This window comes from Prevotella multiformis DSM 16608 (assembly GCF_000191065.1).
Classification (GTDB): domain Bacteria; phylum Bacteroidota; class Bacteroidia; order Bacteroidales; family Bacteroidaceae; genus Prevotella; species Prevotella multiformis.
Window position 1 is genome coordinate 41,856 of record NZ_GL872283.1, and the last position, 25,595, is coordinate 67,450.

Genomic DNA, 25,595 nt, shown 5'->3' on the forward strand with positions numbered 1-25,595 from the left:
AACACGGAAAGCATGCAGGACAAACCTGCTGCATATACCGACGATGAAAGGATTGTCCAACACAATGAAGAGAACATCCATTATACTCTGCTTCCTGCTGCTCATGGGCTGTATGAGACTGTCAGCCCAGCAGCAAAGATTCTTCAACCTGACGGTGGAAGACGTGACCATCGACTCCGTACTGCCCCACTTCCACTATGCCATTCCTGTGGGTGAGCAGTATGCCGACTCCGTCTACGAGCTGGAGATACGCTATCCGGAGTTCATGGACATGAGCAAGACCGACATCGAGCGATACAATGCACTGACTGCCGTCATACCACCCTCACTGCCCGAGATTCACCGCCAGATGACGGTGGAACGCAAAAAAGGCGTACTGGAAATCTCGCTCATGCCCATCGTACAGCGCAACGGGAGAAAGCAGTTTCTCGTCAGTTTCATGATAGCACTCACCTCCCGGCCCAGAACGAAGACCGCCAGAGGGAGAAAAGACCCTGCCACCCGTACAGGCGTCATGCAGGCAACTTCCGCTGCCAGCCGCTATGCGGAACACTCCGTCCTTGCCAGCGGCAAGTGGGCGAAGATACGCGTTCCGTCCAACGGGGTGTACCAGCTGACACCGGAACTCATCCGCCGTGCAGGCTTCTCACACATGAATAAGGTGAAAGTCTATGGCTATGGAGGCAATCTGCAGGACGAAGTACTGACAGCTGATTTCATCACTTCGCACGACGACCTGCAGGAAGTCCCCACCTATGACGCAGGCGGCAGGCGGCTCTTCTATGCCCGCGGCCCTGTCAGCTGGGAGCAGAACACATCGTCCAGTAGGACCCGCAACCCCTATTCCGATTATGGCTATTACTTCCTGACAGAGGACGACAGCGGTACACCGGCCGTCATCGCAGACAGCACGGAGTTCCTCAACAGCTTCTATCCCGCTGCCGAAGACTATCACAGTCTGCACGAGGTGGACGACTTCAGCTGGTATCACGGCGGACGGAATCTCTTCGAGAAGACACCGCTGAAGCTGAACGAGAGCAAAGTCTTCACCTTGGCCAACAAGGCACATACCGCAGCCGGCAGGCTCACCGTAGCCGTCACGACAGGCACCTATGCCTCGACGGTGAAGCTGGAGGCGAACGGCAGAGACCTCGGTGAAATAAGAATAGCACCCCACGACTCGTTCGACAAGGGTTATGAGGAGATAAGAAGCTATGCACTCGACAACCTCCGCGCAGTCGACAGCATCAAGGTTACGACTACGGCAGGCGGTCCGGCACGGATCGATTACATCGCCATGACCTATCCGGCACCAGCGCCGGCACCCTCGTTGAAATCGAACTTCCCGGTACCGGAATACGTCTACAACATCACCAACCAGGACCATCATGCAGACGGACCGGCCGAGATGGTCATCATCATTCCGACAAGCCAGAAGCTCTTGGAACAGGCCGAACGGCTGGCCGACTTCCACCGCACGCACGACAACCTTACGGTACGTATCGTTCCGGCTGACGAACTGTACAACGAGTTCTCCAGCGGAACACCGGACGCAATGGCCTACCGACGCTACATGAAGATGCTCTACGACCGTGCCTCCGGCGGCAGCCTGCCGAAGTCGCTCCTGCTCTTCGGCGACTGTGTATGGGACAACCGAATGCTGACCCCTGCGTGCCGCCATCTCAACCCGGACGACTACCTGCTGGCTTACGAGAGCGAAAACTCCTTCAGCGAGACCGACTGCTATGTCAACGACGGATGGTTCACCCTCATGGACGACGGTGAGGGCAGCGACCTCCTGCGCCGTGACAAGGAAGACCTCGGAGTGGGACGCTTCCCGGTGACGACCGTAGCGGATGCCAGAACCTTGGTGGACAAAACCATCCGCTATGCCGAAAACAAGAACGGCGGCAGCTGGGAAAACACAATCATGTTCATGGGTGACGACGGCAACAACAACCTGCACATGACAGATATCAACGAGACCGCCGAGACCATCATGGCAGCCTATCCCGACTATCAGGTGAAGAAAGTGATGTGGGATGCCTACACCCGTGTGTCGTCTGCAACAGGCAACACTTATCCCGAGGCAAGCAGCATCATCAGGCAGCAGCAGGCACAGGGAGCACTCATCATGGACTATGCCGGCCATGGCAAGGAGGACCAGATCTCCCATGAAGCGGTGCTCCGGCTGACCGACTTCGCCGGGTTCACCAATGCCAACCTGCCGTTATGGATCACCGCCAGCTGCGACATCATGCCTTTCGATGCCACCATGCCGACCATCGGCGAGACGGCCATGCTGAATGCGAAGGGAGGGTCGGTGGCATTCTGGGGAACGACCCGCACGGTATATGCCTACTACAACAAAGCCATCAATACGGCTTTCCTCCGCCATGTGCTGAGCTTTACGGACGGCAGACCGACCACTCTGGGCGAGGCCCAGCGGCTGGCGAAATGCGAACTGATCAATGGCAACAGCGACCTCACGCCGAACAAACTACAGTACGCTCTCCTCGGCGACCCTGCCCTCTCGCTGAACCTGCCTACCCTTCAAGTCAAGGTGGAGACCATCAACGGACAGACACCGGACACATCCAACCCGATAACTCTCAAAGGCGGATCCATCGTGAAGGTAAAAGGCCATATAGCCAAGGACGGTGAGAAACAGACCGACTTCAACGGACTGCTCACAGCTACCGTACGTGACACAAGAGAACTGATCACCTGCAAGAAGCAGGAAGAGACGGCAGAAAAGGCTTTCACATTCTACGACCGGCAGAAAATGTTGTACAACGGAACAGACAGCATCCGCAAAGGTGAGTTCACCTTCACCTTCGCCCTGCCGCGCGACATCAATTACACTTCAGGCACCGGACTGATGAACTTTTCTGCCATCAATGAAAATCACACGCTCATGGCCCAAGGGCACGAAGAGGGCTTCAGCATCGACGGGTCAGAGACTGTCTACAACGACTCCATCGGTCCGTCCATCTACGCCTATCTCAACACACCGTCCTTTGCGGACGGCGGCGAAGTCAACAGCACGCCATACTTCTTCGCACAGATTACCGACAAGGACGGCATCAACGCGTCCGGCAACGGCATCGGACACGATATGCAGCTGACAATCGACGGCAAGCTGACGCAGACCTATGTCCTGAACGACAACTTCCGATACGACTTCGGCAGCTACACATCCGGCTCGACGGGATACAGCCTGCCGGAACTCTCCGAAGGACACCACACCCTCCAGTTCCGTGCATGGGACATCCTGAACAACCCGTCGACCGTCACGCTCCACTTTAAAGTCGTCAAGGGTCTGGCCCCGGAAATCTACAGTGTCAACGCATCGAAGAACCCGGCTACCACGGAGACGACCTTCATCGTGGCACACAACTACGTCGGCTCCGACGTGGATGTCGACATCGAAGTCTTCGACATGAGCGGCCGTCTGCTCTGGCACCGGGCTACGTCAGGAACGGCATCAAGCAATGCCATCACGGCCGACTGGGACCTGACGGTCGACAGCGGGAAACGCCTCCACACCGGGGTCTATCTCTATCGTGTGCGGCTCAGCAGCGACGGAGCTACGAAGGTGTCCAAAGCCAAGAAACTCATCATCCTGGACAATAAATAAAGCAGGGATGACGTTACAACCCATGAGACAATGCCGAAGGAGGAAGGCGATCCGCACCTCTCCGTCCGGACACCGTCTCATGGATTTTCATTTAGCAACAAGCAACCCAAGTAAAGAATGAATAAGACACTCCGTACCGTCCTCTTCTCGGCAACGGTACTTTCCGCTTCCGCCGCCTTTGCGCAGGACAGCAAGAAGGATATGTTCAATCCTGTCAATACGGCAGTGACCTCGCAGACCATCGCGCCTGATGCCCGTTCGGCAGGTATGGGTGATGTCGGTGCGGCCACCGACCCGGACGTGAACTCACAGTACTGGAACCCGGCCAAGTACCCTTTCACCATTTCCCGTGCCGGTGTCTCACTGAACTACACGCCCTGGCTGCGCCAGCTGGTGAACGACATCGACCTCGCTTACCTCGCCGGTTACTACCGCATCGGCGACTACAGTGCCGTGTCCGCCTCCATGCGCTACTTCTCCCTGGGTGAGGTGACGACCGACGACGGAACAATGACCATCAATCCCTACGAGATGTCATTGGACGTGGCTTATTCCCTGATGCTCAGCGAGCACTTCTCGCTCGGCGCCGCTGTACGCTGGATCTATTCCGACCTGACCTACAGCTACAAAGACGACACTTCACCGGGTTCCGCCTTTGCCGCCGACCTGTCGTGCTATTACCAGAACTACATCAACGTCGGTGAGCGGGAGTGCCAGCTGGGACTGGGCATGAACATCTCCAACATCGGATCGAAGATCACCTTCGGCGGCGACAACCGTTCCGAGTTCATCCCGACCAACCTCCGGCTGGGAGCTTCGCTGATGGTTCCCATCGACGAGTTCAACCGTTTCACGATTGCCGCCGATGCCAACAAACTGCTCGTTCCGACCTATCCGAAGCGCAATGCCGACGAGTCGCAGGTCGATTACGACAACCGCCTGCAGAAGGATTACTATGATGTCTCGTCCATATCGGGTATCTTCAAGAGCTTCGGTGATGCGCCCAACGGATTCTCCGAAGAGATGCAGGAGATACAGTGGAGCGTCGGTGCGGAATATACCTACAATGACAAGTTCTCCCTCCGGGCCGGTTATCACAATGAAAGTGAGAACAAAGGCAACCGCAAGTACTTCACCGTCGGTGCCGGTTTCAAGATGAACGTCTTCTCCCTCGATGCCGGCTACGTCATCGCGACGGCCAAGAACAACCCACTCGACCAGACCCTCCGCTTCTCTCTCTCGTTCGACATGGACGGCATCAAAGATCTCTTCAAGAGGAAGTAAGGTCACCTCCGACCATCACCCATCACCGCTTATCATCACCCATCACCGCTTATCACCCCCAATCCTCATGCAGACCCCCCAATCCCCCTCCATCCCATCCTTCCGCGTCGGCATGGGATACGACGTACACAGACTCGTTGAAGGACGCGGCCTCTACCTCGGCGGCATCAAGATTGAACACAGCCTCGGGCTGCTCGGTCACAGCGATGCCGACGTGCTCATCCATGCCATCTGCGACGCACTGCTCGGTGCTGCCAATCTGCGCGACATAGGCTATCACTTCCCCGACACAGCCGCTGACACGCTGGACATGGACTCGAAGGTCATCCTCGGAAAGACCATCAGGCTCCTTGCAGAAAAGGGGTTTCGTGTGGGCAACATCGATGCTACCGTATGCGCTGAACGGCCGAAAATCAATCCGCACATCCCGGCTATGTGCAAATGTTTAGCTGAGATTATCGGCTGCGACCCTGATGCCGTCTCCGTCAAAGCCACCACCTCCGAGCGGATGGGCTTCGTCGGACATGAAGAGGGAATGGCGGCCTATGCCGTCTGCCTCATCGTGAAGGACTGATCCGAAACAGACAGCAGGCATTTCCAACAAAAAGGCAGGCAGCCTACCCACAGCAGCCCCCTCTCATTCTTTTCCCGATAAAGGGAGAGGAAGAGAGGGGTCTGCTGTGGGCAGGCTGCCTGCCTTCTGTCTGTCCGGTCGCCGTCCGGCCCGCCGGTCATCCGGCACGGCATCCTGCTATCCTTTCGCTTTCAGAATCAGCCGGAGGCTCTGTTTGTAATTCAGATAGTTCCACACCCAGTTGAGCAGGATGAACGCCTTGTTCTTCACGCCGAGGATGGAACGCAGATGAACGACGAGCCACAGCACCCAGGCTGCGAAGCCGCCGAACTTCCGGCCGCCGATTTCCGCAACGGCATGGTTACGTCCGATGGTCGCCATCACGCCGAGGTTTCTGTATTTGAAGGGCTTTTCCTCTCCGCCGCATTGCAGGGACTTGAGGTTCTCCGCCACGGTCTTCGCCTGCTGCATGGCCACCTGAGCCAGCTGCGGATGGCCGAGCGGATACTCCTCATCGCCTTCTATCAGGCTCTGGTCGCCGATGGCAAAGACATCCTGCACACCCTTCACACGACAGAACCGGTCGGTGAGAATCCTGCCCGCATGGCCGATGCTCTCCGCCGGCAGCCCCTCAACGGTGTTCGCACAGATGCCGCTCACCCAGATGACCGTCCGGGCAGGAATCTCCAGACCGGCACTCGTCTTCAGAATCCCGTCTTTGTATTCCGTCGCAAACTGCGGCTGACGGATGTGCACGTGCAGTGCCTTCAGATCGCGCTCGGCACGTGCCGACGAGACCGGATCCATGGCGGCAAGGAGGCGTTTGCCCGCATTGACGAGGTAGATGTGCATCTGCGAGGAATCCAGGTCGGGGTAATCCCGGGCGATGATGTTCTTCTTCATCTCCGCCACAGCCCCCGCAATCTCTACCCCCGACGCACCGCCTCCGACGACCACGATGTTCATCAGCGCCTGCCTGCGCGCAGGGTCTTCCTCTGTCTCCGCCTTTTCAAGATTCCGCAGGATGGTGTTGCGCAGCTGCATGGCCTCGCTAACGGACTTCATGGGGAGCGTGGTGGCCTCGATTGCCTTGTTGCCGAAGAAGTTTGTCCGGGCACCTGCCGCCAGTACAAGGTAGTCGTAGTGGATGTCGCCTACGGAAGTCACGACCGTCTTCCCGGCCGCATCCACCGCTTTCACCTCTGCCATCCGGAAGAAGAAGTCCTTGTGTCCCTGGAAGAGACGGCGGAAGGGGAAGGAGATGCTGCTCGGTTCGAGACCGGCGGAAGCCACCTGATAAATCAATGGAGGGAACTGGTGATAGTTGTTCTTGTCGACCAGGACCACCTGGAAGTCACCGCCGGCCAGCTTGAAAGCCAGCTCCAGCCCTCCCAGGCCGCCGCCTACGATGACGACCCTCTTCTTTTCCGTACGTTCGATGTTTGCTTTCATTATCCCTGCTGTATATAATATGCTGTTCTATATATATGTTTCCTGTATGCGACACAGAAAATACTGTGCCAAAGTCGTTTCCCGGTACGGATGTTCCCGACCCATCGGGAATCCTGTTCCCAGGGCTTGGGAATCCTGTTCCCAGGGCTTGGGAATGTCGTTCCCAGGGCTTGGGAATGTCGTTCCCGAAGCCCCGGTGTCCCGCCTTCCGTGTCACTCGTAGATCAGTGTCGTCAGCCGCTCCTGCGGGAAGAGCTCGCACGCAACCGCCTGCACCTCGTCTGCCGTAACGGCATCAATGTCACGGAAAAGGGCCGTGATGTCCTTCTTCCAGCCATAGTGCAGGAAGCCCTTCCCGAAGTCAAGAGCAAGGTTCTCCCGGTTGTCGCAGGCAATGCCGATCTGCCCCTTGATCTGCTGCCGGGCGACAGCCAGCTCGTCATCGGTAAGAGGAACGGACATGAAGCGGTCGAGCTCCATGCGGGCAAGACGCATGCACTCGTCGACATCGCCGGCATCACAGCCGAAATAGATGCTCCAGACACCTGTCGTGGAATAGTTCACCATCGTGCTCTCCACCGTATAGACGAGTCCCCGCCGCTCGCGGAGTGCAAGGTTCAGCCGTGCGCTCATGCCCGGACCGCCGAGGATGTTGTTCAGCAGATAGAGTGCCATGCGCCGCCGGTCGTGTACACAATAGGCACGGTTGCCGACCATCACGTGTGCCTGATGGGTATGCCTGTCTGTCCTGACCGTCTGCGGGCGGTAGCTGCTCAAGGCCGGACCTGCCGTCTCCCCGTCGCCGACAGGTCCGCCGAAGCCGGTCACATTTGTGCCGTTCGCTTCGGCCAGAAGACGGAGGAGGGCGTCAAAGTCGATGTCTCCGTAGGCAAAGAAGACGGCATTCTCCGGGCGGTAATGCCTGCGGGTGAAGCGGAGGGCATCCGCCGTAGTGAACTTCCGCACGCGGTCCGCCGTCCCGAGGATGTTGTGCCCAAGGGGGTGACCGCCGAAGACGAGGTTCTCAAAGTCGTCGTAGATCAGCTCCGCCGGACTGTCGTTATACGACTCTATCTCGTCGCAGATGACTTCTGCCTCCTTGTCGATTTCCTTCTGGGGATAGACACTGTGGAAGACGATATCCGTCAGCAAGTCCACCGCACGACCGACATGCTCTTTCAGAATCGCCGCATAGTAAACAGTATCCGCCTTGGTAGTGAAGGCATTGAGTTCTCCGCCCACCTCTTCGAGACAGTTGATGACCTCCAGTGCCGAACGCCTCGCCGTCCCTTTGAAACTGACGTGTTCGCAGAAGTGGGCGATTCCCTCTTCACCGGGCTGTTCGCTGGCCGACCCAGCGTTCACCTGGTAACCGCAATAGACCACCGGAGAGGCCGAAGGCAGAGCGATGATGCGCAGTCCGTTGCCGAGGGCTGCCGTCTGGTAATTCGTCATAAGGTGCAAAATTAAGAAAAAAGAACGAAAGGGAGCAGACTTTGCTGCCCAAAGAAAAAAGAACCTGATTCTTTTTGTAGTCCGCCCGATTTACACTATATTTGCACGACAAAAGCAGACACAACATAAGTCACAGTAAAATGCGGAAAGTTATAGGTATCGGCGAGACCGTACTGGACATCATCTTCAAAGACAACAGGCCCCTCGAGGCCGTACCGGGAGGCTCTGCCTTCAACGCCATCACGTCGCTGGGCCGCTGCGGGGTCAATGCGTCGTTCATCTCCGAGGCCGGCAACGATCACGTCGGCAAGTACATCATCGGCTTCCTGAAAGACAACGGGGTCAACACCGACAACGTGGCGACCTTCCCCGACTCAAAGTCGCCTGTGTCGCTGGCGTTCCTCAACGAGAAGAATGACGCCGAGTACATCTTCTACAAAGATCACCCGCACGACCAGCTGGAGTTCACCTACCCGGACATACAGCCCGATGACATCGTGCTTTTCGGCTCGTTCTATGCGGTAAACCCGGTCATCCGGCCTCAGCTGGTGGGACTTCTCGACTATGCACGGTCGCATGGAGCCATCATCTACTACGATGTCAACTTCCGCCCGGCGCACAAGGACGAAGTAATAAGGATCACGCCTAACCTGATAGAGAACCTTGACTATGCCGACATTGTCCGCGGCAGTCACGAAGACTTTGCGACACTCTACAGGAAAGAGGATGCCGACAAGGTCTACAATGCGGAAATCTCCTTCTACTGCCGGCAGTTCATCTACACCCACGGCAGCCGGCCGGTAGAGGTGCGCGGCGGCAAGGACATAAAGAAGGCTTATCCTGTACCCGACACGGAGGTCGTCAGCACGATCGGTGCCGGCGACAACTTCAATGCCGGTTTCATCTTCGGAATGCTGAAGCAGGGCATCACACGGGCCGACCTCGACAGCGGGCTGAGCGAGGAGCAGTGGGACGGACTCATCGCAAGTGCCCTGGCTTTCTCGGCCGATTGCTGCAAGGACATCTTCAACTATGTCAGCAAGGAGTTCGGAGAGAGGATGAAAGGGTAGAAGGCATCGGAAGTGAAAGGAACCGGAAGGGGTGAAAGGCGTCGAGCCGACAGTGCCGCAGGATGCAAGTCCGACAGGAACATACGCAAAAGGGACCAGCCGGCCTTCACACCCCCAATCTCTCTGATCCCTTCCGCAGCTTCTTCAACTGCTCCAACTCCTCCTCCCAATAAAGAACCAAACCCAATATAAAAATGATAGAAATTGCCAATAAAGTTTATTACGTAGGTGTCAACGACCGCAACAAGGCGCTCTTCGAGGGATTGTGGCCGTTGCCTTACGGCGTCAGCTACAATTCTTACCTCATCGACGACGAGAAGGTATGCCTCATCGACACGGTAGAAGTAGACTTCTTCGTCCAGTTCATCGAGAATCTCCGTGAGGTTCTGGGCGACCGTCAGATCGACTATCTCGTCATCAACCACATGGAACCGGACCACTCCGGTTCGCTGGCGCTGCTGAAGAAGTACTATCCCAATATCCAGGTCATCGGCAACAAGAAGACCTTTGACATGATGGCAGGCTTCTACGACATCAAGGACAACACGACAGAGATGAAGAACGGCGGGGAACTTCCGCTGGGCAGCCATACCCTGCAGTTCTTCATGACACCGATGATCCACTGGCCGGAGACGATGATGACACTCTGCAAAGGCGAGGTGTCGCACCTCTTCACAGGCGACGCCTTCGGCTGCTTCGGCGCACTGAACGGCGGTTTCATCGACCAGGAGATCGATACCGACTGGGCATGGCCGGAGATGGTGCGCTACTATTCCAACATCGTCGGCAAGTACGGCACACCGGTCCAGAACGCACTGAAGAAGCTCGCCGGCATCCACATCGACTACATCTGCTCCACTCACGGACCGGTATGGCACAAGTATGTGGACAAGGTCATCAGCCTGTACGACCGCATGTCGAAGTACGAAACGGATCCGGGACTGGTCATCTGCTACGGCACGATGTACGGCAACACGGAGCGCATGGCAGAGCAGATCGCCCGTTCGGCATCCCTCGCCGGCGTAAAGGACATCCGCCTGTACAACGTCTCCAAGACCCATCACAGCTACATCCTGCAGGACATCTTCCGCTTCCGCGGCCTGATTGTGGGCGCTCCTACCTACAATGCCGGCCTTTACCACGAGATGGACGTGCTGCTCCAGGAGGTTGCCAACCGCGACATCAAGCACCATCTCATCGGCTGGTTCGGCTCTTATTCGTGGGCTTCAAAGGCGGTCGCCGCCATCGGTGAATGGAACGAGAACCGTCTCCACTTCGAGAAGGTGGGCGAGCCGGTAGAGATGAAGCAGGCCCTCACGCCGCCCATCAAGGACGAGTGTACACGCCTGGGCCGTGAGATGGCAGCCAGACTCTTGGAAGGACAGGCATGAACATAGCTGTATTCTGCTCGGCAAACAACGACATCGATCCTGATTACTTCCGTGCTGCGGAAGAGCTGGGACGGTGGATCGGCGAGAACGGACACGTCCTTGTCTACGGTGGCGGCAACAGCGGACTGATGGAATGTGTCGGCAAGGCGGTGCATGAAGCCGGCGGACGCACCATCGGTGTCGTTCCCCGTATCATGGAGGAAGGACGCAGAGTGAGCGGTTATGTGGATGTAGAGATTCCCTGTGAAGACCTCAACGACCGCAAAGCCATCATGATGGAGCGGGCTGATGTGTTCCATGCGCTGCCCGGCGGTGTAGGAACACTCGATGAAATCTTCACCGTAGCAGCCTCCGCCTCCATCGGTTATCACCGCAAGAAGATAGTCCTCCACAATGTAAAAGGATTCTGGAACAGTCTGGTCGACCTGCTGGACGACCTGCAAAGACACGGCATGACACGTGGTGATTACCATGATTCCATCGAGATAAAGGACGCATAGGAATGTCCGCCCCAAGGCCGTACAGACCGGAAAAGGGCGGCATGACGACCCGTCTGGACGGCATCGGCCAGCATATTGCCCAGCAATTCACAGAACGGAAAAGGAGGATGTGTCAAAATGCAAATTAATAACTTGACAACCTTCAAACTATAAGCAGGTTTTCCTAAAAGCAAAGAAAAGACCATTTCTTTACTCAAAATCGAGTACAGAAATGGTCATTTTTAATGAATTGTCTCAAACTGCAAGATGATCAAAATGGTATTTGCATTTTGACACACCCTCATAAGCCATGGTCTTTTACAGCGCCTTCAGACTGATGGCGAAGCCGCCGCCGCGTGCTTCCCAGAGCCTGAGGACATCGCCCTTCTTCACCGTACGCTTGGTAATGGCGTATGCGCTCGGGTTCTTCTCGTAGTCGGCATCCTTGCCATCGGCATAGATCGTCGCCTCATATTTGCGCCCCTTGTCGAGGAAGTCGAGCCGGATCGTACTCTGGCGGGCAGCCAGTCCGGTCTTGCCGCCTACAAACCAGTTGTCCGTCCCTTTGGCCTTGCGGGCTACGGTGACGTAGCGTGCCGGTTCGGCCTCCAGGTAACGGCTGTCGTCCCAGTCGCAGGCTACGTCCTTGATGAACTGGAAGGCATCGTTGTACTTCCGGTAGTTCTCCGGGAGGTCGGCAGCCATCTGCAGCGGACTGTACATCGTCACATAGAGGGCGAGCTGTCCGACAAGCGTGGTGTGTACATAGCTCTTGTTGTCGCACCAGGCAGAGAGCCGTGTCTCAAGGATACCCGGCGTGTAGTCCATCGGGCCGCCCTGCAGACGGGTGAACGGGAGGATGACCGTATGGTTGGGGTCGCTGCCGCCGAATGCTTCATACTCCGTGCCCCGTGCCGACTCGTTGCCGACGAGGTTCGGCCATGTACGGCAGAGACCGGTAGGGCGTGTCGCCTCGTGTGCGTTCACCATGATGTGATGTCTGGCAGCCTCCTTGACGACATGGAGATAATGGTTGTTCATCGACTGCGAATAGTGATGGTCGCCGCGCGGGATGATGTCGCCCACATAGCCGGTCTTCACGGCATCATAGCCGTATTTGTTCATCAGGTTGAACGCCTCCTCGAGGTGACGTTCATAGTTGAGTGCACTGGAAGAGGTCTCGTGGTGCATGAGCAGTTTCACACCCTTCGAGTGGGCATACTCGTTCAGAGCATTGAGGTCGAAGTCAGGATAAGGCGTGACGAAGTCGAACACGTCCTGCTTCCAGTGGCCGAACCAGTCCTCCCAGCCGATGTTCCAGCCTTCCACCAGCACCTCCTGCATTCCGTTGGCAGCAGCGAAGTCGATATACTTCTTCACGTTGGCAGTATTCGCCGGATGGCGGCCGTTGGGCCTGGCGTGTGCATAGTCGGTCTGACCGAGCTTCACGGAACTGAACTCATCCGTATAAGCCCACGACTTGCCGCCCGCTATCATCTCCCACCACACGCCGCAGTACTTGGTAGGATGGATCCAGGAAGTATCTTCGATTTTGCAGGGTTCGTTGAGGTTGAGGATGAGGTTGCTTGCCAGCATATCCCGCGCATCGTCGCTTACCATCACCGTACGCCATGGGGTCTCGCAAGGCGTCTGCAAACATCCCTTCAGACCTGTCGCATCAGGCGTGAGCCACGACTCGAAGGTCATCGTCTTGTCGTCGAGATTGAGGTGCATGGTGGAGTAGTCGGCACATGCCGCCTCGTGGATGTTGATGTACAGACCGTCGGCAGACTTCATCTGCAGGGAGGTCTGGACACCTGTCTCCGAGAACACGTCAACAGAGGAGTTGCCCCAGTTCACGGCATCATGGAAGCGCGAACGGATTTCCGACAGCTTCGACTCCTGTGTCTCCTGCTCCTGCGTGTCATAGTCTCCGGGGAGCCACCAGGCTGTGTGGTCGCCGGCCATGGCAAACTGCGTATGCTCCTCCTTGATGATAAAATAGTTCAGCTCGGGCTGCTGCGGGAACTCATAGCGGAGTCCCATGCCGTCGTCGTAGACACGGAAGCGGATGACGATGTCGCGCCTGCTGGAAGGCTGGCTGAGGTCTACCTCCAGCTCGTTGTAGTGGTTGCGGATGGTAGCCGTCTCGCCCCATACCGGCTTCCATGTCTCGTCGAAAGCAGTCGTCCGGGTGCCGGTCTTCTCAAAACCGTCCATGAGGCTGGTCTCTTTCATTCCTTTGCTGGCGTGTTTGTCCTTGGCAAGCTCCAGTCCCAAATGCGAAGGTTTCACGACAGCCTTACCTTTGTAAGTCATCTCGTAGGTCGGCACACCGTTCCCTTTCAGCGAGAAGGTCACGGAGATATTGCCGTCCGGAGACTTCACGGTCTGCGCACCGGCAATGTCTGCCATCCCCATCAGTAGCCCCAGAAGGGCAATGTAGGTTTTCTTCATTGTTCTGTTAAAGTATAATATGGATACCAATGTTTAAGTTCGATGATATGCAAATTTAGATAAAATCTCTGGAATACAGGCCGGTTTTATAGAGGAATTTATATAAAGTTCCTGAATTATCAGCCTGTTTTATGGAGGATAGACGACAAGGAACACGAAGGAGAGAAAGGAACGGCCATCAAGTCATCGATTTTAGCCGGATTATACATCACCCACCCTCGTCATCCACCGCTCCCTGCCCCCCCTCCCTCGGAGTACCCAGGGGGAGCCTCTGTCCCCGCCCCGGTTCGGGGAGCCCCTGTCCCCTCCCCCGGCCTGGGGCGGCTCCTGTGCCATCGGAAAAAGATTCTTCCGGAATACGGAATGACAAAGTAAGACAGCTACATCATAAGGCATACTGAGGACCGGACGGCGGAATGACAGAATAACGTCTGCCCTTTTGCTCTTTTACCTTTTCACTTCTCCAACAGCTCCCTGCCTCCGTGTGATATTTCATTAAATCCATCAACGCACGAGAAACGAACCTCATCACTCCCAATTCCTGAAGACCAAAAAAATCACCCGCGACAAAATAAGCAGCCTTTCTTTCCGTTTCTACATTATATGATAAGAAAACCCTATTCATTCACTAACAAATTGAAAGTATGAAAGTAAAAGGACTAAAGTCAATGGTCGTCCTCCTGGCAGGAGCGACCCTCATGAGCTCCTGCGTAGGCTCATTCGCCTTGTTCAACAAGCTCGCAAAGTGGAACAAGCATGCAACGAAATCCAAGTTCCTCAATGAGATCATCTTCCTGGTCATCTCCCCGGCCTACGCAATCTGCAGTGCCGCCGACATGTTCATCCTCAACACCATTGAGTTCTGGACAGGCGACAACCCCGTTGCCAACCGTGTGGGCAAGACCCGTAACATCAAGGGCGACGACGGGCTGATGTATGCCGTGAAATACCTGGAGAACGGCTACCAGATCACCAAGCCGGACGGAAGCGTGTTCTATTTCACTTACAACAAGCAGGAGAACACATGGTACATGAATGCTGAAGGACAGGAAAAGAAAGTGCTCCATTTCAATGGCGACGGATCCGTAAAGGCCTTCCTGAGCAACGGTCTGACAGCTGACGTCACACCCGATGCAGCAGGTGTCTACGAGGTACGGCAGATGCAGGCCGGCACAAGCTACTTCATGGCAAGGAGATAACAGCGTCTCCTCAGACCGGCGTGGGGCATCAGGTATCCCGGTGACTGACCGGACATCGGGCCAGGACGGATACCTGATTCCCCCGCCGGTTTATCGCCGGCTACAATTGAAAGACCGGCGGCCGGATCCGGACACCCTGTCCCGGCGGTCCGGGGACACCGGACTGAAGGCGGAAAAGAAGTCTGTACTGTCATAATAATTTACCGCCGCCAGTCAGAAACAGAAGAAACGGAACGACAGCCTCCGTCCACCTTCCATCTGACCATGCCAAACACCTTTCCAACGAGAGAAAAGCACATTCCAATACATCAGCAACCTGTTTGTAATCAGACAGATAGAATACACTCCAGAAAGAGGTACCCAGTTGCGTTGCAAGTGGGCGTTAGTTGGCTTGCAAACAAGCACCGCTTAGAACGCTATCGGGCGTTGATTGGAAGCCAAGTGACCAACGGTTACGATACAGTCCATCACATTCTGCCATTCCGGGAATGGTCAGGATGCACGGAACGGAGGGTTTCACAGCCTGCAATCGTAAAGAAAATTCATCAAAAAAACAGCCATTGAGGATTTTCCAGACAGGCTGTCTTCCGGAGGGACGCACCCTTCCGGCCGCCGCACGCGCAGGCGTATTCTTCCCCTCTCATTGCATGTATGTCAACAAAGCAGGTTCTCCGCATGAACTGTGGCAGTACAACCCACCGGCAAATTAGGCTGACAATGCTTGCATATCTGAAAGAAACAGGCTATCTTTGCTGAAACAAAGTTACCTGTCGGATGATGAGACAATATTTCTATCTGGCTCTCCTTGCCCTACTTCTCACGGCCTGCACGGCAGACAACGGGAAGAAATACGTGATCGGTGTCTCACAGTGTTCGGAAGACATCTGGCGTGACAAGCTCAACAGCGAGCTGGTCATGAGTACTTACCAGCATGACAACGTTGTCCTGAAATTCGCTTCCGCCAATGACGACGACCGGCTGCAGGCAAAGCAGATCAGCCGCTTCGTCAAGGAGGGGGTCGACCTGCTGATCGTCTCGCCCAACCAGATACATACCATCTCTTCGGTCATCGACAAGGCCTATGACAGGGGAATCCCTGTCATCCTGTTCGACCGCAAGACCGACTCGAAGAAGTACACGGCTTTCATCGGGGCAGACAACTACGAGGCAGGGCACGAGATGGGTGCGTTCATCGCCCGGCAGCTGAAGGGAAAGGGCAATGTCGTAGAGATATGCGGACTGGAAGGGTCGTCGCCTGCCATCGAACGCAACCGCGGCTTCATGGATGCCGTCAGCGGTTTTCCGGGCATCAGGGTCGTCGACCGGCGGTATGCCGGCTGGCTGAAAGACCGCGGGGCGGCTGCAATGGACAGCATTCTGGCTGGTGGACAGCACGTGGATTATGTCTTTGCACAGAACGACCGCATGGCGGTCGGTGCCTTGCAGGCGGCAGAACGGCATGGCATAAGGGGAATGAGGATTGCAGGCATTGACGCTCTTCCCGTCCCCGGAGGCGGCATGGAGAACGTTCGCGACGGCAGGATGGAGGCTTCCTACATCTATCCTACCCGCGGCGACCTCGTCATGCAGCTGGCATTGAACATCTTGGAAAAGAGGCCCTACAAGCGTGACAACTATCTGAAAGGCACACTCGTAACGAGCAACAATGCCAATGCCCTGCTTCTTCAGAGTGAGGAAATCATGAAGCAGACAGCACGGATCCAGTCGCTGCATGGCAAGGTGGACAATTATCTGGCTCAGTACAATCATCAGAAAGTCTATCTCCTGCTTTTCAGTGTCATCATCATCCTGCTGGTCGGAATCATGGTCTATGCCTATCGGACGACCGTCATGCGCCGGCATATCGAAGAGGAGGCGACAGCCGCCAAGCTGCAGTTCTTCACCAACATCAGCCATGAGCTGCGCACGCCGCTGACGCTGATAGCCGACCCGGTGGAATACATCATCCATGATCCGAACCTCAGTCCGCAGCAGCGCGGCATGCTCCAGATCGTACAGCGCAACGTGGCCGTCCTCAGCCGGCTGGTGAGCGAGATACTCGATTTCCGCAAGGTACAGAACGGGAAGATGCAGCTGCACCTGTCCGACTTCGACCTCTCCGAGTGCATGCGGCAGTGGCTCGGCCTCTTCGACACGTCGGCCCGGAAGAAACACATCACCCTGCAGCTCCATGTACCGGAATCCATCCCCATGCGTGCCGACCGTGACAAGCTGGAGCGCATCTGCTACAACCTGCTCAGCAACGCCATGAAGTACACGCCCGAAGGAGGCTGCATCGGCTTTGCTGCTTCCGTGGAGGCTGACAAAGTGGGGATTATGGTGAGCGACAATGGCTGCGGCATTGCACAGGACGACCTGCCTTATGTCTTCGACCGGTTTTACCAGGCCGGCAATGCCGGACATGGAACAGGCATCGGACTGGCACTGGTAAAGGCGTTTGCCGAGCTGCACCATGGACAGGCGACGGTGGAGAGCGAAGAAGGGAAAGGCTGCACCTTCGTCGTCAGCATGCCGCTCCGCCAGGAAGGAAAGGCCTGCGCACAAGAGGTGCAGCCGGACGGCCCGCTCATCGAGACGGAGGAGAACACGGAGATTCCCAATCAGGCCCGCCATGTCGACGACCTCATCCTGCCCGCTGAATCCGACAGGCCGGAAGTGCTCGTCATCGACGACAACGGCGACATCCGCACTTACCTCCGTTCGGCACTCTCCCCTATATATAAGGTGAGCGAAGCTGTTGACGGTAAGAACGGACTGGAAATGGCAAGACGGATAGTGCCCGACCTCATCATCTCCGATATTATGATGCCTGTCATGGATGGACTGGAGTTCTGCAGTCAACTGAAACAGGACAAAGCCATCAGTCACATCCCTGTCATCCTGCTCACTGCCCGTAGTCTTGACGATCAGCGTGTCGAGGGGTATGAGCATGGTGCTGATGCCTATATAGCCAAGCCTTTTTCGCTCCGGCTGCTTCTTTCGCGTATTGACAACCTCATCCAGAGTAGGAGGAAACTCAGCCAGCTGTTCTCAAACAGCGATGAAAACGATGTTTTGGAGAAGTTGTCGAACGAAACAGACAAGACTTTCATCACCCAGCTGCGCAAGATAATTCAGGATAATCTTGGTGACAGCGAGTTTAATGTGGAGAGATTCGGCGATGAAATCGGGCTTTCCCGCGTCCAGCTCTATCGCAAAGTAAAAGCCCTGACAGGGCATTCTCCTGTTGAAATGCTCCGTAAAGCCCGCCTCATGCGTGCCCGTCATCTGCTCCAGACAACCGATAAGTCGGTGTCAGAGGTGGCGTATGCTGTAGGCTTCTCTACTCCAAGTTACTTCTCAAAGTGCTATAAGGAGGAGTTTGACTTGCAGCCTGCACAGGAACGATAACGACCATATATCAGCCACATACAACAAAACGTTCACAGGATAGAACGAATGTTTCGCAGACACAATATTTGCAGTCTATGAACGGATTTTGCGCCACACTGTTAGTTTGTCATTGTAATTTTGCGCCGTAGTTAGTTACCTAAAAGGAAGAAGAGACTGCAACTTAGAATATTCACATTACTAAACAATTTAATTATGGTCAACTTTTATCATCTTTCATTACGCTTAGGTGCGTTATTGTTAGCCACTTTGCCTGCCTTCTCTATTGTCAGTGCTCAGGATGACAACAGTAACAAGAAGGATAACGGGAACAAGGAAGAGAGCAATCGTAACGTGATGTTGAACGCTGCCAGTGCCAACGGTCCACGTGAGATACAGATTGGTCTGCCTTCTGCTGATGTCAATGTGCTTGAGAACGGTTTGCCGGTTACCTATGCAACCAATCCCCGCAGCGTCAATTCTCTTTGGCGTGGCGATGCCAGTCTGAGCCATCAGGGCTTGCTTAAGATTGCCGAAACGGCCATTACAACCGGCAATATCGGTTATGCTGTCAACTCTTTCACACAGTTGGGGCAGGATGGTTTCCACGGAACACTCAACTACAAGACCAATCATTTCGGCTTGCAGGAAATGTCGTTGAACCTGAATGGTTCGTTCGGAAAAGGCTGGTATTACAGCGGAAGCATGTATCAGAACAGCGATCCCGGTACGTTTAAGATCAAGAGTTCGCAGAACCAGGACCGCACACAGATTTACAAGGCAGCCATCACGAAGCGTTATGCCGGTAACAAAGGTGAACTTACGGCTATGTACAGTTATAGTAACAGCCATCCTGTCTATACTTACGCCACACAGTCCGCACCGTTTATCTATGTCGGTGACGGTAGCGTGAAGGAATATGGCGACTTCAAGCTCGGTACGACATCCTATCTGCCAGTGGATGCGAACATTACCTATCGGGATATGCGTGACGGTCAGTTGAAGAGTATTTCCCTCTATGATGCCATCGCCAATCGCAGCAGTCAGATTTCATTGATGAACAACTACGATTTTGGTAATGGACTCTCTTGGAAGGCAATGGCACGCTTTGATCATGGTCATGCAGCTTTGGTTTATCAGACTCCGATGTCGCTGATTAACACGAAAGCACCAGGTTTCGTCAACAATTATATGCAGTATGGCATTGATGGAAGTCAGTCGCTTTATAATGGTGAGTATGTCCAGACCCGTATGTCCTGTCTGAACTCTGGCGATGTCAACGAATTCCTCTTCACTTCAGAGCTTTCAAAGAAGTTCCGCAAATCAACACTGCGTGTAGGTGTCAACGAGTGGTACTATCACATTGATTATACATCTAATACAACGATGTACGACCAGAGCGTTCCTTCTGATGGAAGCTATGCTGTACGACTCTATGATGCTGGCAAACGCACGTCCTTCTTCTATGATTATAACAAGAACGCATCCGAATTCTACCGTGGTCATGAGAACAAGACTGCCCTTTACTTCACCCATGACTGGGACATTCTCCCACAGTTGAATCTCTACTATGGTGCCCGTGTAGAGCTGCAGAAACTCAAGGGTGAGAACCTTGCTGTGAAGAATGCAGCTGGTGATTACGTCGGACGATTTACTGATTACCATCTCGGTGCTACTGCTGCCGACGGCACGAAGATAACCCCTGTGCCATTGGATTACAGCTGGTTCAACTATGACCTCGCCCTTGCTGCAACCTATAAGGTGAACAAGCATTTTGGACTGACAGGTGATTTCACCTATATCGTTCAGCATCCGAAGTTCGAGGCTTTCTCTCCGGCGACACTCCCTAACACTGACAAGATTTCTGTTCCTCTCGGGCGTGTAGGTTTCTATTACAACAATTCATGGATGAGCCTCACCTCTCTCTTCTCTTACATCTCAAAGACCAACAACAACTCTACGCTTAATCTTCAGCACGGAAGCGAGATTATGGCTGCACCACTTACTTATGACATACAGACCATCGGCTGGACTACCGACGTGGTTGCCCATCCGGTAAAGGGGCTTGACGTTCACTTCCTCTTCACTTATCAGCGTCCTACATACAAGAAGTATGAAACTTCGGTTACCTTCGCTGATGGATATGTCGGCAGTATCAATGCTACTGGCAACATCGTAGCTGAAATTCCAAGAGTGCTCATCGAGTTTGACCCAAGTTACATGGTTACGAAGGACATCAAGTTGTGGACCAGCTTCCGTTATTTCAGCAAGACCTACGCCAATATCAATGATGCCTACTATTTCAACGGACACTGGGAAACATTCGGAGGTGTGAACTGGCAGGTTAACAAGCGACTGGCTTTAGGCTGTACGGTAGTTAACTTCCTCAACCAGACAGGTGCCAAGGGTAGTATTGCCGGTGCAGAACTTATCACCAAGGATGAAGCCAAGAACATCAAGAACCAGCTGATGACAGGTAGCTATCTCCGTCCTTTCACAGTTGAGTTCACCGCTTCTCTCAAGTTCTAAGACGCTTAACTGCCTACGCTTCTGGGTTATTCGGATTGTTACCAGGTTTTGGTGACTTTGTTACCAAGCATTGGTAATACGTCTACAAAGCGTTTGTAATGCTTCTACAAAGCGTTTGTAATACGTCTACAAAGCGTTTGTAATGCTTCTACAAAGCGTTTGTAATATGTGTACAAAGCGTTTGTAATATAGTTACCAGATGCTGGGAATATATGAATAATCAGTTGTTGGCAGGTGGATTGTTGACATCTTGCACTCAAGAATATATCAGAAATAAGAGTAAAATATTATCCGGCATGTTCCATAAGTTCCAAATTCTGACTGGAACATGCCATAACTAAAAACAGCTATGAACAGAAAGAATACTATCCTATGTGCTGCATTGACAGCCCTTACACTGTCAGCCACTGCACAGACAATGAAGATTACACGTGCTGGTGATACCACCATCGTGAAGATTGAGAAGTCGCCACAGTATCTCATCCTTCCTGTTGAGGAGGAGAAGGACGAGGCGCAGGTGCTCCTCGACAATGGAAAGGTTACCGACACGTGGATGGATGTGCGGCTGGCACAAGGAAAAACCGATTATTACGTGCCTTTCAAGCTCAATAAAGGCAGGACTTCTGTCGTCAAGATTCTCAACCTGAAGGCGGATGCACTGGCACTTAGGAAGGGACAGATGAAACTTTCAAATGTCTGGGATGTGACCAATACCGATTTTTATCGCCCTTCTTACCACCACACACCTTCGTATGGATGGATGAATGACCCTAACGGTATGTTCTATAAGGATGGTGTCTATCACCTCTGTTATCAGTATAATCCCTACGGATCCAAGTGGGGTAACATGCACTGGGGGCATGCCATCAGCCGCGACCTTATCCATTGGAAAGAGGTTGAGCCGACAATTGCACGTGACCCGATGGGACATATCTTCTCGGGAAGTGCTGTTATCGATAAGGAGGGTACAGCGAAATACGGCAAGGATGCCATTGTTGCCCTTTATACATCAGCCAGTGACAAGAACGGTCAGATACAGTGCATGGCATATAGTACCGATGGCGGTTACACCTTCCACAAGTATCCGGGGAATCCAGTCCTTACTCCTTTTGACGGGCTCAAGGATTTCCGCGACCCGAAGGTGTTCTGGTATGCACCGCTGAAGAAGTGGTATATGATTGTTTCAGCCGACAAGGAGATGCGTTTCTATTCGTCACCTAACCTGCGGGATTGGACTTATATCAGTGCTTTCGGTCAGGGTTATGGCGCACAGCCTAACCAGTTTGAGTGCCCGGACTTCTTCCAGCTGCCTGTTGATGGAAACCCGAACAAGAAGAAATGGGTGATGATAGTCAACATAAATCCGGGCTGTCTCTTCGGCGGAAGTGCTACGGAATACTTCATCGGTGACTTCGATGGGAAGAATTTTGTCTGCGATAGCAAGCCTTCTGTTGCCAAATTCCTCGATTATGGCAAGGATCATTACGCCACTGTAACCTTCTCTGGTGTCCAAGACCGTGTACTGGGTATTGCGTGGATGAGCAACTGGCAGTATGCCAACGTTACTCCTATCCGCCAGTATCGTGGTGCCAACACTCTCCCACGTGAGTTCAAACTCTTTACTGGCAAGGACGGACAGATTTATATGTCGTCCAATGTCGTACCCGAAGTTGCCGGACTGAGAAAGACTTTCAAACGTCTGCCTGACTTGGTCATCGCGCAGGGGAAGGATTCAAAAAATCTCTCCTCCAGCAAGGAGAATGCCTTTGAAATGGAGATGGACGTTGCTCCCGGTGATGCTGCCAAGACTGGTTTCATCCTCTACAATGAAAAGGGTGAGAAGGTAAACATCTATTTTGATATGAAGGCTGGCAGGCTTGTCATGGACCGAACGGAGAGTGGTAGGACCAAATTCGGTGAGAAGGCTGAAGCCCATAAGATAGAAAAGGAATTCGACCTGCACGAACACCGTGAGATTAAGGAGCCGTTCCGCAAGTTGAATTCAGTCAATTATAAGAATGACTTTGCACTCGGCACATGGGCTCCGTTGAGTCTCTGCGACTCAAAGACCTATCATCTGGATGTCTTTGTTGACAAGTGTTCAATTGAAATCTTCGTCAATGGCGGTCGTATTGCAATGACTAATCTTGTGTTCCCGACGCAGCCATACACATCTGTCAAGTTCTACTCTGATGGCAACAAGGCCGCTTACAGGAATATAAAGGTGAGTGAGCTGAGGCTGTAATTTGCTGATTTTCTGCTGCGTTGAGGCTTTGGTACTGTCGGGAAGATGACTATGGTCAACCTTGTCTTCCTCCCCAGTCCCTGCAACAAGATTCTTGCAAAGGGCTGTAATGGGAAGACTCGTGCAGTGAAGAGGTGAGTAACGCAGCATAAGGGAATGTAACATCTCGTTCATTTGTCGCAAGAAAATCCCTTTGGGAAACATTTGTTGCGATAAATGAACGGAAAGTAAAAGTCGATTTCACTGCTAAATCATAACTTTGCAATCGAAATAAAGACATTCATTTACGCAAAACTAAAAATTTAAAGATTATGTCGAAAACCAATAAACTCACGCTGCTGCCCGTAATGCTTTGCTTCTTTGCAATGGGTTTTGTCGATCTGGTGGGTATTGCTTCCAATTATGTGAAGAGCGACTTGCATCTGTCGGATTCCACAGCCAATGTCTTTCCGTCCCTTGTCTTCTTCTGGTTCCTCATCTTCTCCGTCCCGACGGGAATGCTGATGAACAAGATCGGACGCAAGAAGACGGTGCTGCTCAGCCTTGTCGTCACACTGCTCTCACTGCTCCTGCCCGTCTTCGGCGAGTCGTACGGACTGATGCTCGTGTCGTTCTCGCTGCTCGGCATCGGCAATGCACTGATGCAGACGTCGCTGAATCCGCTGGTTTCAACGGTGATGAAAGGCGGCAACCTCGCATCGACGCTTACCTTCGGACAGTTCGTGAAGGCGATAGCATCCTTCATGGCACCTTATCTTGCCATGTGGGGAGCACAGGCAAGCATTCCGGCTTTCGGCCTCGGGTGGCGTGTCCTCTTCCCCATCTACCTCGTCATCGGTGTCCTGGCCAGCCTCCTGCTTTTCTCTACCCCTATTGAGGAAGAACCCATAGAAGGCAAGGCGAGCTCGTTCTCGGAGTGTCTCAGCCTTCTGGGGAAGCCCATCGTCCTGCTGAGTTTTCTCGGTATCATGTGCCACGTGGGGATTGATGTCGGTACGAACACCACCGCTCCGAAGATTCTCATGGAGCGTCTCGGGATGACGCTGAATGACGCTGCTTTCGCCACTTCGCTCTATTTCATCTTCCGTACCCTCGGCTGTCTGACGGGTTCTTTCTTCCTGCGCGTGATGAACAACAAGGTGTTCTTCATCATCTCCGTCACGATGATGGCGCTTTCCATGATCGGCATGGCGGTAGGAACGTCGAAAGCAGTCCTCTTCGTGGCTATCGCCCTGGTCGGTTATGGCAACAGCAACGTCTTCTCGATGGTCTTCGCCCGTGCGTTGCAGAGTGTGCCGGAAAAGCAGAACGAGGTGAGCGGGCTGATGATCATGGGGCTCTTCGGCGGCACAGTCTTCCCGCTCCTCATGGGCTTTGCCAGCGATGCCATCGGACAGATCGGAGCTGTCATTGTAATGGCGGTCGGCGTATGCTACCTGTTTACGTACATTCCTAAAATGAACAAATAAAGCCAATATGAAACAAGTAATCGTAGGCCTCGGAGAGGCATTGTGGGATTGTCTTCCGGAAGGAAAGAAGCTCGGCGGCGCACCTGCCAACTTCGCTTATCACGCCGGACAGTTCGGTCATGAGTCGCTTGCCATCAGTGCCGTCGGCAATGACGCACTCGGCAAGGAGACACTCGATGAATTCGACAAGAAAGGGGTACGCTACCTCATGCCCGAGGTAGATTATCAGACGGGTACCGTGCAGGTGGAACTCGACGGCGAGGGTGTCCCTACCTACGACATCAAAGAGGGCGTGGCCTGGGACAACATCCCCTTCACGCCCGAGATTGAAGAGGCGGCCCAGAACTGCCGTGCCTTGTGCTTCGGCTCTCTGGCACAGCGCAGCAGCGTGAGCCGGCAGACCATCCAGAAATTCCTGGACGCTACGCCGAAGGACTGCCTGAAGATCTTCGACATCAACCTGCGCCAGAACTTCTATACGAAAGAGGTGATTACCCACTCGCTCCACCAGGCGGACATCCTCAAGATCAACGATGAGGAACTGGTGACAATCGGCCGGCTCTTCGGCTATCCGGGACTCGACATGGAGAACAAGTGCTGGCTGCTGCTGGGCAAGTACAACCTTGATATGCTCGTACTTACCTGCGGCGTGAACGGATCCTATGTCTTTGCTCCCAACTTGCAGTCTTATCAGGAAACCCCGAAGGTGGAGGTAGCCGATACCGTCGGGGCCGGCGACTCCTTCACGGGTGCCTTTGCATCCGCCATCCTCGCCGGCATGCCTATCCCTGAAGCTCACAAGCTGGCCGTAGAGGTGAGTGCCTACGTCTGCACGCAGAACGGCGCCATGCCGAAACTTCCCAGGGAACTGCTCGACAGGGTCAAGTAAGGAAGCCGGCCGCCGCGTACGGATTTTTCCCAAAGGGGTAACAACAACACAGACAATACCGGCAGATATCGG

15 protein-coding genes are annotated in these 25,595 nt (G+C 54.0%); 12 read left to right on the plus strand and 3 right to left on the minus strand.

From position 1 onward, the window contains the following. Nucleotides 1–64 precede the first annotated feature (64 nt). The 3 genes from porU to ispF all read left to right on the plus strand — a co-directional run bounded on the left by porU (nt 65) and on the right by ispF (nt 5,498). Nucleotides 65–3,640, plus strand: coding sequence for a type IX secretion system sortase PorU (porU, locus tag HMPREF9141_RS05620; protein WP_040554576.1), 3,576 nt, complete (start codon nt 65–67; stop codon nt 3,638–3,640). A 117-nt stretch (nt 3,641–3,757) separates the two neighbouring features. Beyond that, nucleotides 3,758–4,924, plus strand: coding sequence for a type IX secretion system outer membrane channel protein PorV (gene porV / locus HMPREF9141_RS05625; RefSeq protein WP_007367594.1), 1,167 nt, complete (start codon nt 3,758–3,760; stop codon nt 4,922–4,924). 67 nt (nt 4,925–4,991) lie between these two features. Further along, nucleotides 4,992–5,498 carry a 2-C-methyl-D-erythritol 2,4-cyclodiphosphate synthase gene (gene ispF, locus HMPREF9141_RS05630; RefSeq protein WP_040554578.1) on the plus strand — a complete coding sequence of 169 codons (507 nt, stop codon included), beginning with the start codon at nt 4,992–4,994 and terminating at the stop codon, nt 5,496–5,498. A 177-nt stretch (nt 5,499–5,675) separates the two neighbouring features. On the opposite strand, the gene HMPREF9141_RS05635 is transcribed toward ispF, so the two are convergent. Further along, a complete protein-coding gene (locus HMPREF9141_RS05635; protein WP_007367596.1) occupies nt 5,676–6,950 on the minus strand; it encodes an NAD(P)/FAD-dependent oxidoreductase in 1,275 nt (424 codons plus the stop codon). A 213-nt stretch (nt 6,951–7,163) separates the two neighbouring features. Beyond that, nucleotides 7,164–8,405: a M16 family metallopeptidase gene (locus HMPREF9141_RS05640; RefSeq protein WP_007367597.1), complete on the minus strand. Its 1,242-nt coding sequence runs from the start codon at nt 8,403–8,405 to the stop codon at nt 7,164–7,166. A gap of 140 nt (nt 8,406–8,545) precedes the next feature. On the opposite strand from HMPREF9141_RS05640, the gene HMPREF9141_RS05645 reads away from it, so the two are divergent. The 3 genes from HMPREF9141_RS05645 to HMPREF9141_RS05655 all read left to right on the plus strand — a co-directional run bounded on the left by HMPREF9141_RS05645 (nt 8,546) and on the right by HMPREF9141_RS05655 (nt 11,366). Then, on the plus strand, nt 8,546–9,475 hold the full coding sequence (locus HMPREF9141_RS05645) for a carbohydrate kinase family protein (protein WP_007367598.1): 930 nt from the start codon (nt 8,546–8,548) through the stop codon (nt 9,473–9,475). Nucleotides 9,476–9,669: 194 nt separating this feature from the next. Further along, nucleotides 9,670–10,866, plus strand: a complete 1,197-nt coding sequence (locus HMPREF9141_RS05650; RefSeq protein ID WP_007367599.1) for an FprA family A-type flavoprotein — start codon at nt 9,670–9,672, stop codon at nt 10,864–10,866. Then, nucleotides 10,863–11,366: an LOG family protein gene (locus HMPREF9141_RS05655; RefSeq protein ID WP_007367600.1), complete on the plus strand. Its 504-nt coding sequence runs from the start codon at nt 10,863–10,865 to the stop codon at nt 11,364–11,366. Before HMPREF9141_RS05650 ends, HMPREF9141_RS05655 begins: the two co-directional genes overlap by 4 nt. Before the next feature lie 297 nt (nt 11,367–11,663). On the opposite strand, the gene HMPREF9141_RS05660 is transcribed toward HMPREF9141_RS05655, so the two are convergent. After that, entirely contained in the window at nt 11,664–13,802 is a 2,139-nt protein-coding gene (locus HMPREF9141_RS05660) for a glycoside hydrolase family 97 protein (RefSeq protein ID WP_007367602.1), read from the minus strand. A gap of 644 nt (nt 13,803–14,446) precedes the next feature. Here HMPREF9141_RS05660 and HMPREF9141_RS05670 point away from each other — a divergent pair. The 6 genes from HMPREF9141_RS05670 to HMPREF9141_RS05695 all read left to right on the plus strand — a co-directional run bounded on the left by HMPREF9141_RS05670 (nt 14,447) and on the right by HMPREF9141_RS05695 (nt 25,523). Further along, nucleotides 14,447–15,001: a DUF3332 domain-containing protein gene (locus HMPREF9141_RS05670; RefSeq protein ID WP_007367604.1), complete on the plus strand. Its 555-nt coding sequence runs from the start codon at nt 14,447–14,449 to the stop codon at nt 14,999–15,001. A gap of 777 nt (nt 15,002–15,778) precedes the next feature. Further along, nucleotides 15,779–18,412 (plus strand): substrate-binding domain-containing protein, encoded by a 2,634-nt coding sequence (locus HMPREF9141_RS05675; protein ID WP_040554909.1) that lies wholly within the window; start codon nt 15,779–15,781, stop codon nt 18,410–18,412. Between the two features lie 195 nt (nt 18,413–18,607). Next, nucleotides 18,608–20,920: a TonB-dependent receptor gene (locus HMPREF9141_RS05680; protein ID WP_007367608.1), complete on the plus strand. Its 2,313-nt coding sequence runs from the start codon at nt 18,608–18,610 to the stop codon at nt 20,918–20,920. A 349-nt stretch (nt 20,921–21,269) separates the two neighbouring features. Continuing rightward, the gene (locus HMPREF9141_RS05685) at nt 21,270–23,165 is read left to right on the plus strand and encodes a glycoside hydrolase family 32 protein (protein ID WP_007367609.1); all 1,896 of its coding nucleotides are present in this window, start codon (nt 21,270–21,272) and stop codon (nt 23,163–23,165) included. A 311-nt stretch (nt 23,166–23,476) separates the two neighbouring features. Next, a complete protein-coding gene (locus HMPREF9141_RS05690) occupies nt 23,477–24,634 on the plus strand; it encodes an MFS transporter (protein WP_007367610.1) in 1,158 nt (385 codons plus the stop codon). A 7-nt stretch (nt 24,635–24,641) separates the two neighbouring features. Continuing rightward, nucleotides 24,642–25,523: a carbohydrate kinase family protein gene (locus HMPREF9141_RS05695; protein ID WP_007367611.1), complete on the plus strand. Its 882-nt coding sequence runs from the start codon at nt 24,642–24,644 to the stop codon at nt 25,521–25,523. Nucleotides 25,524–25,595: the final 72 nt, after the last annotated feature.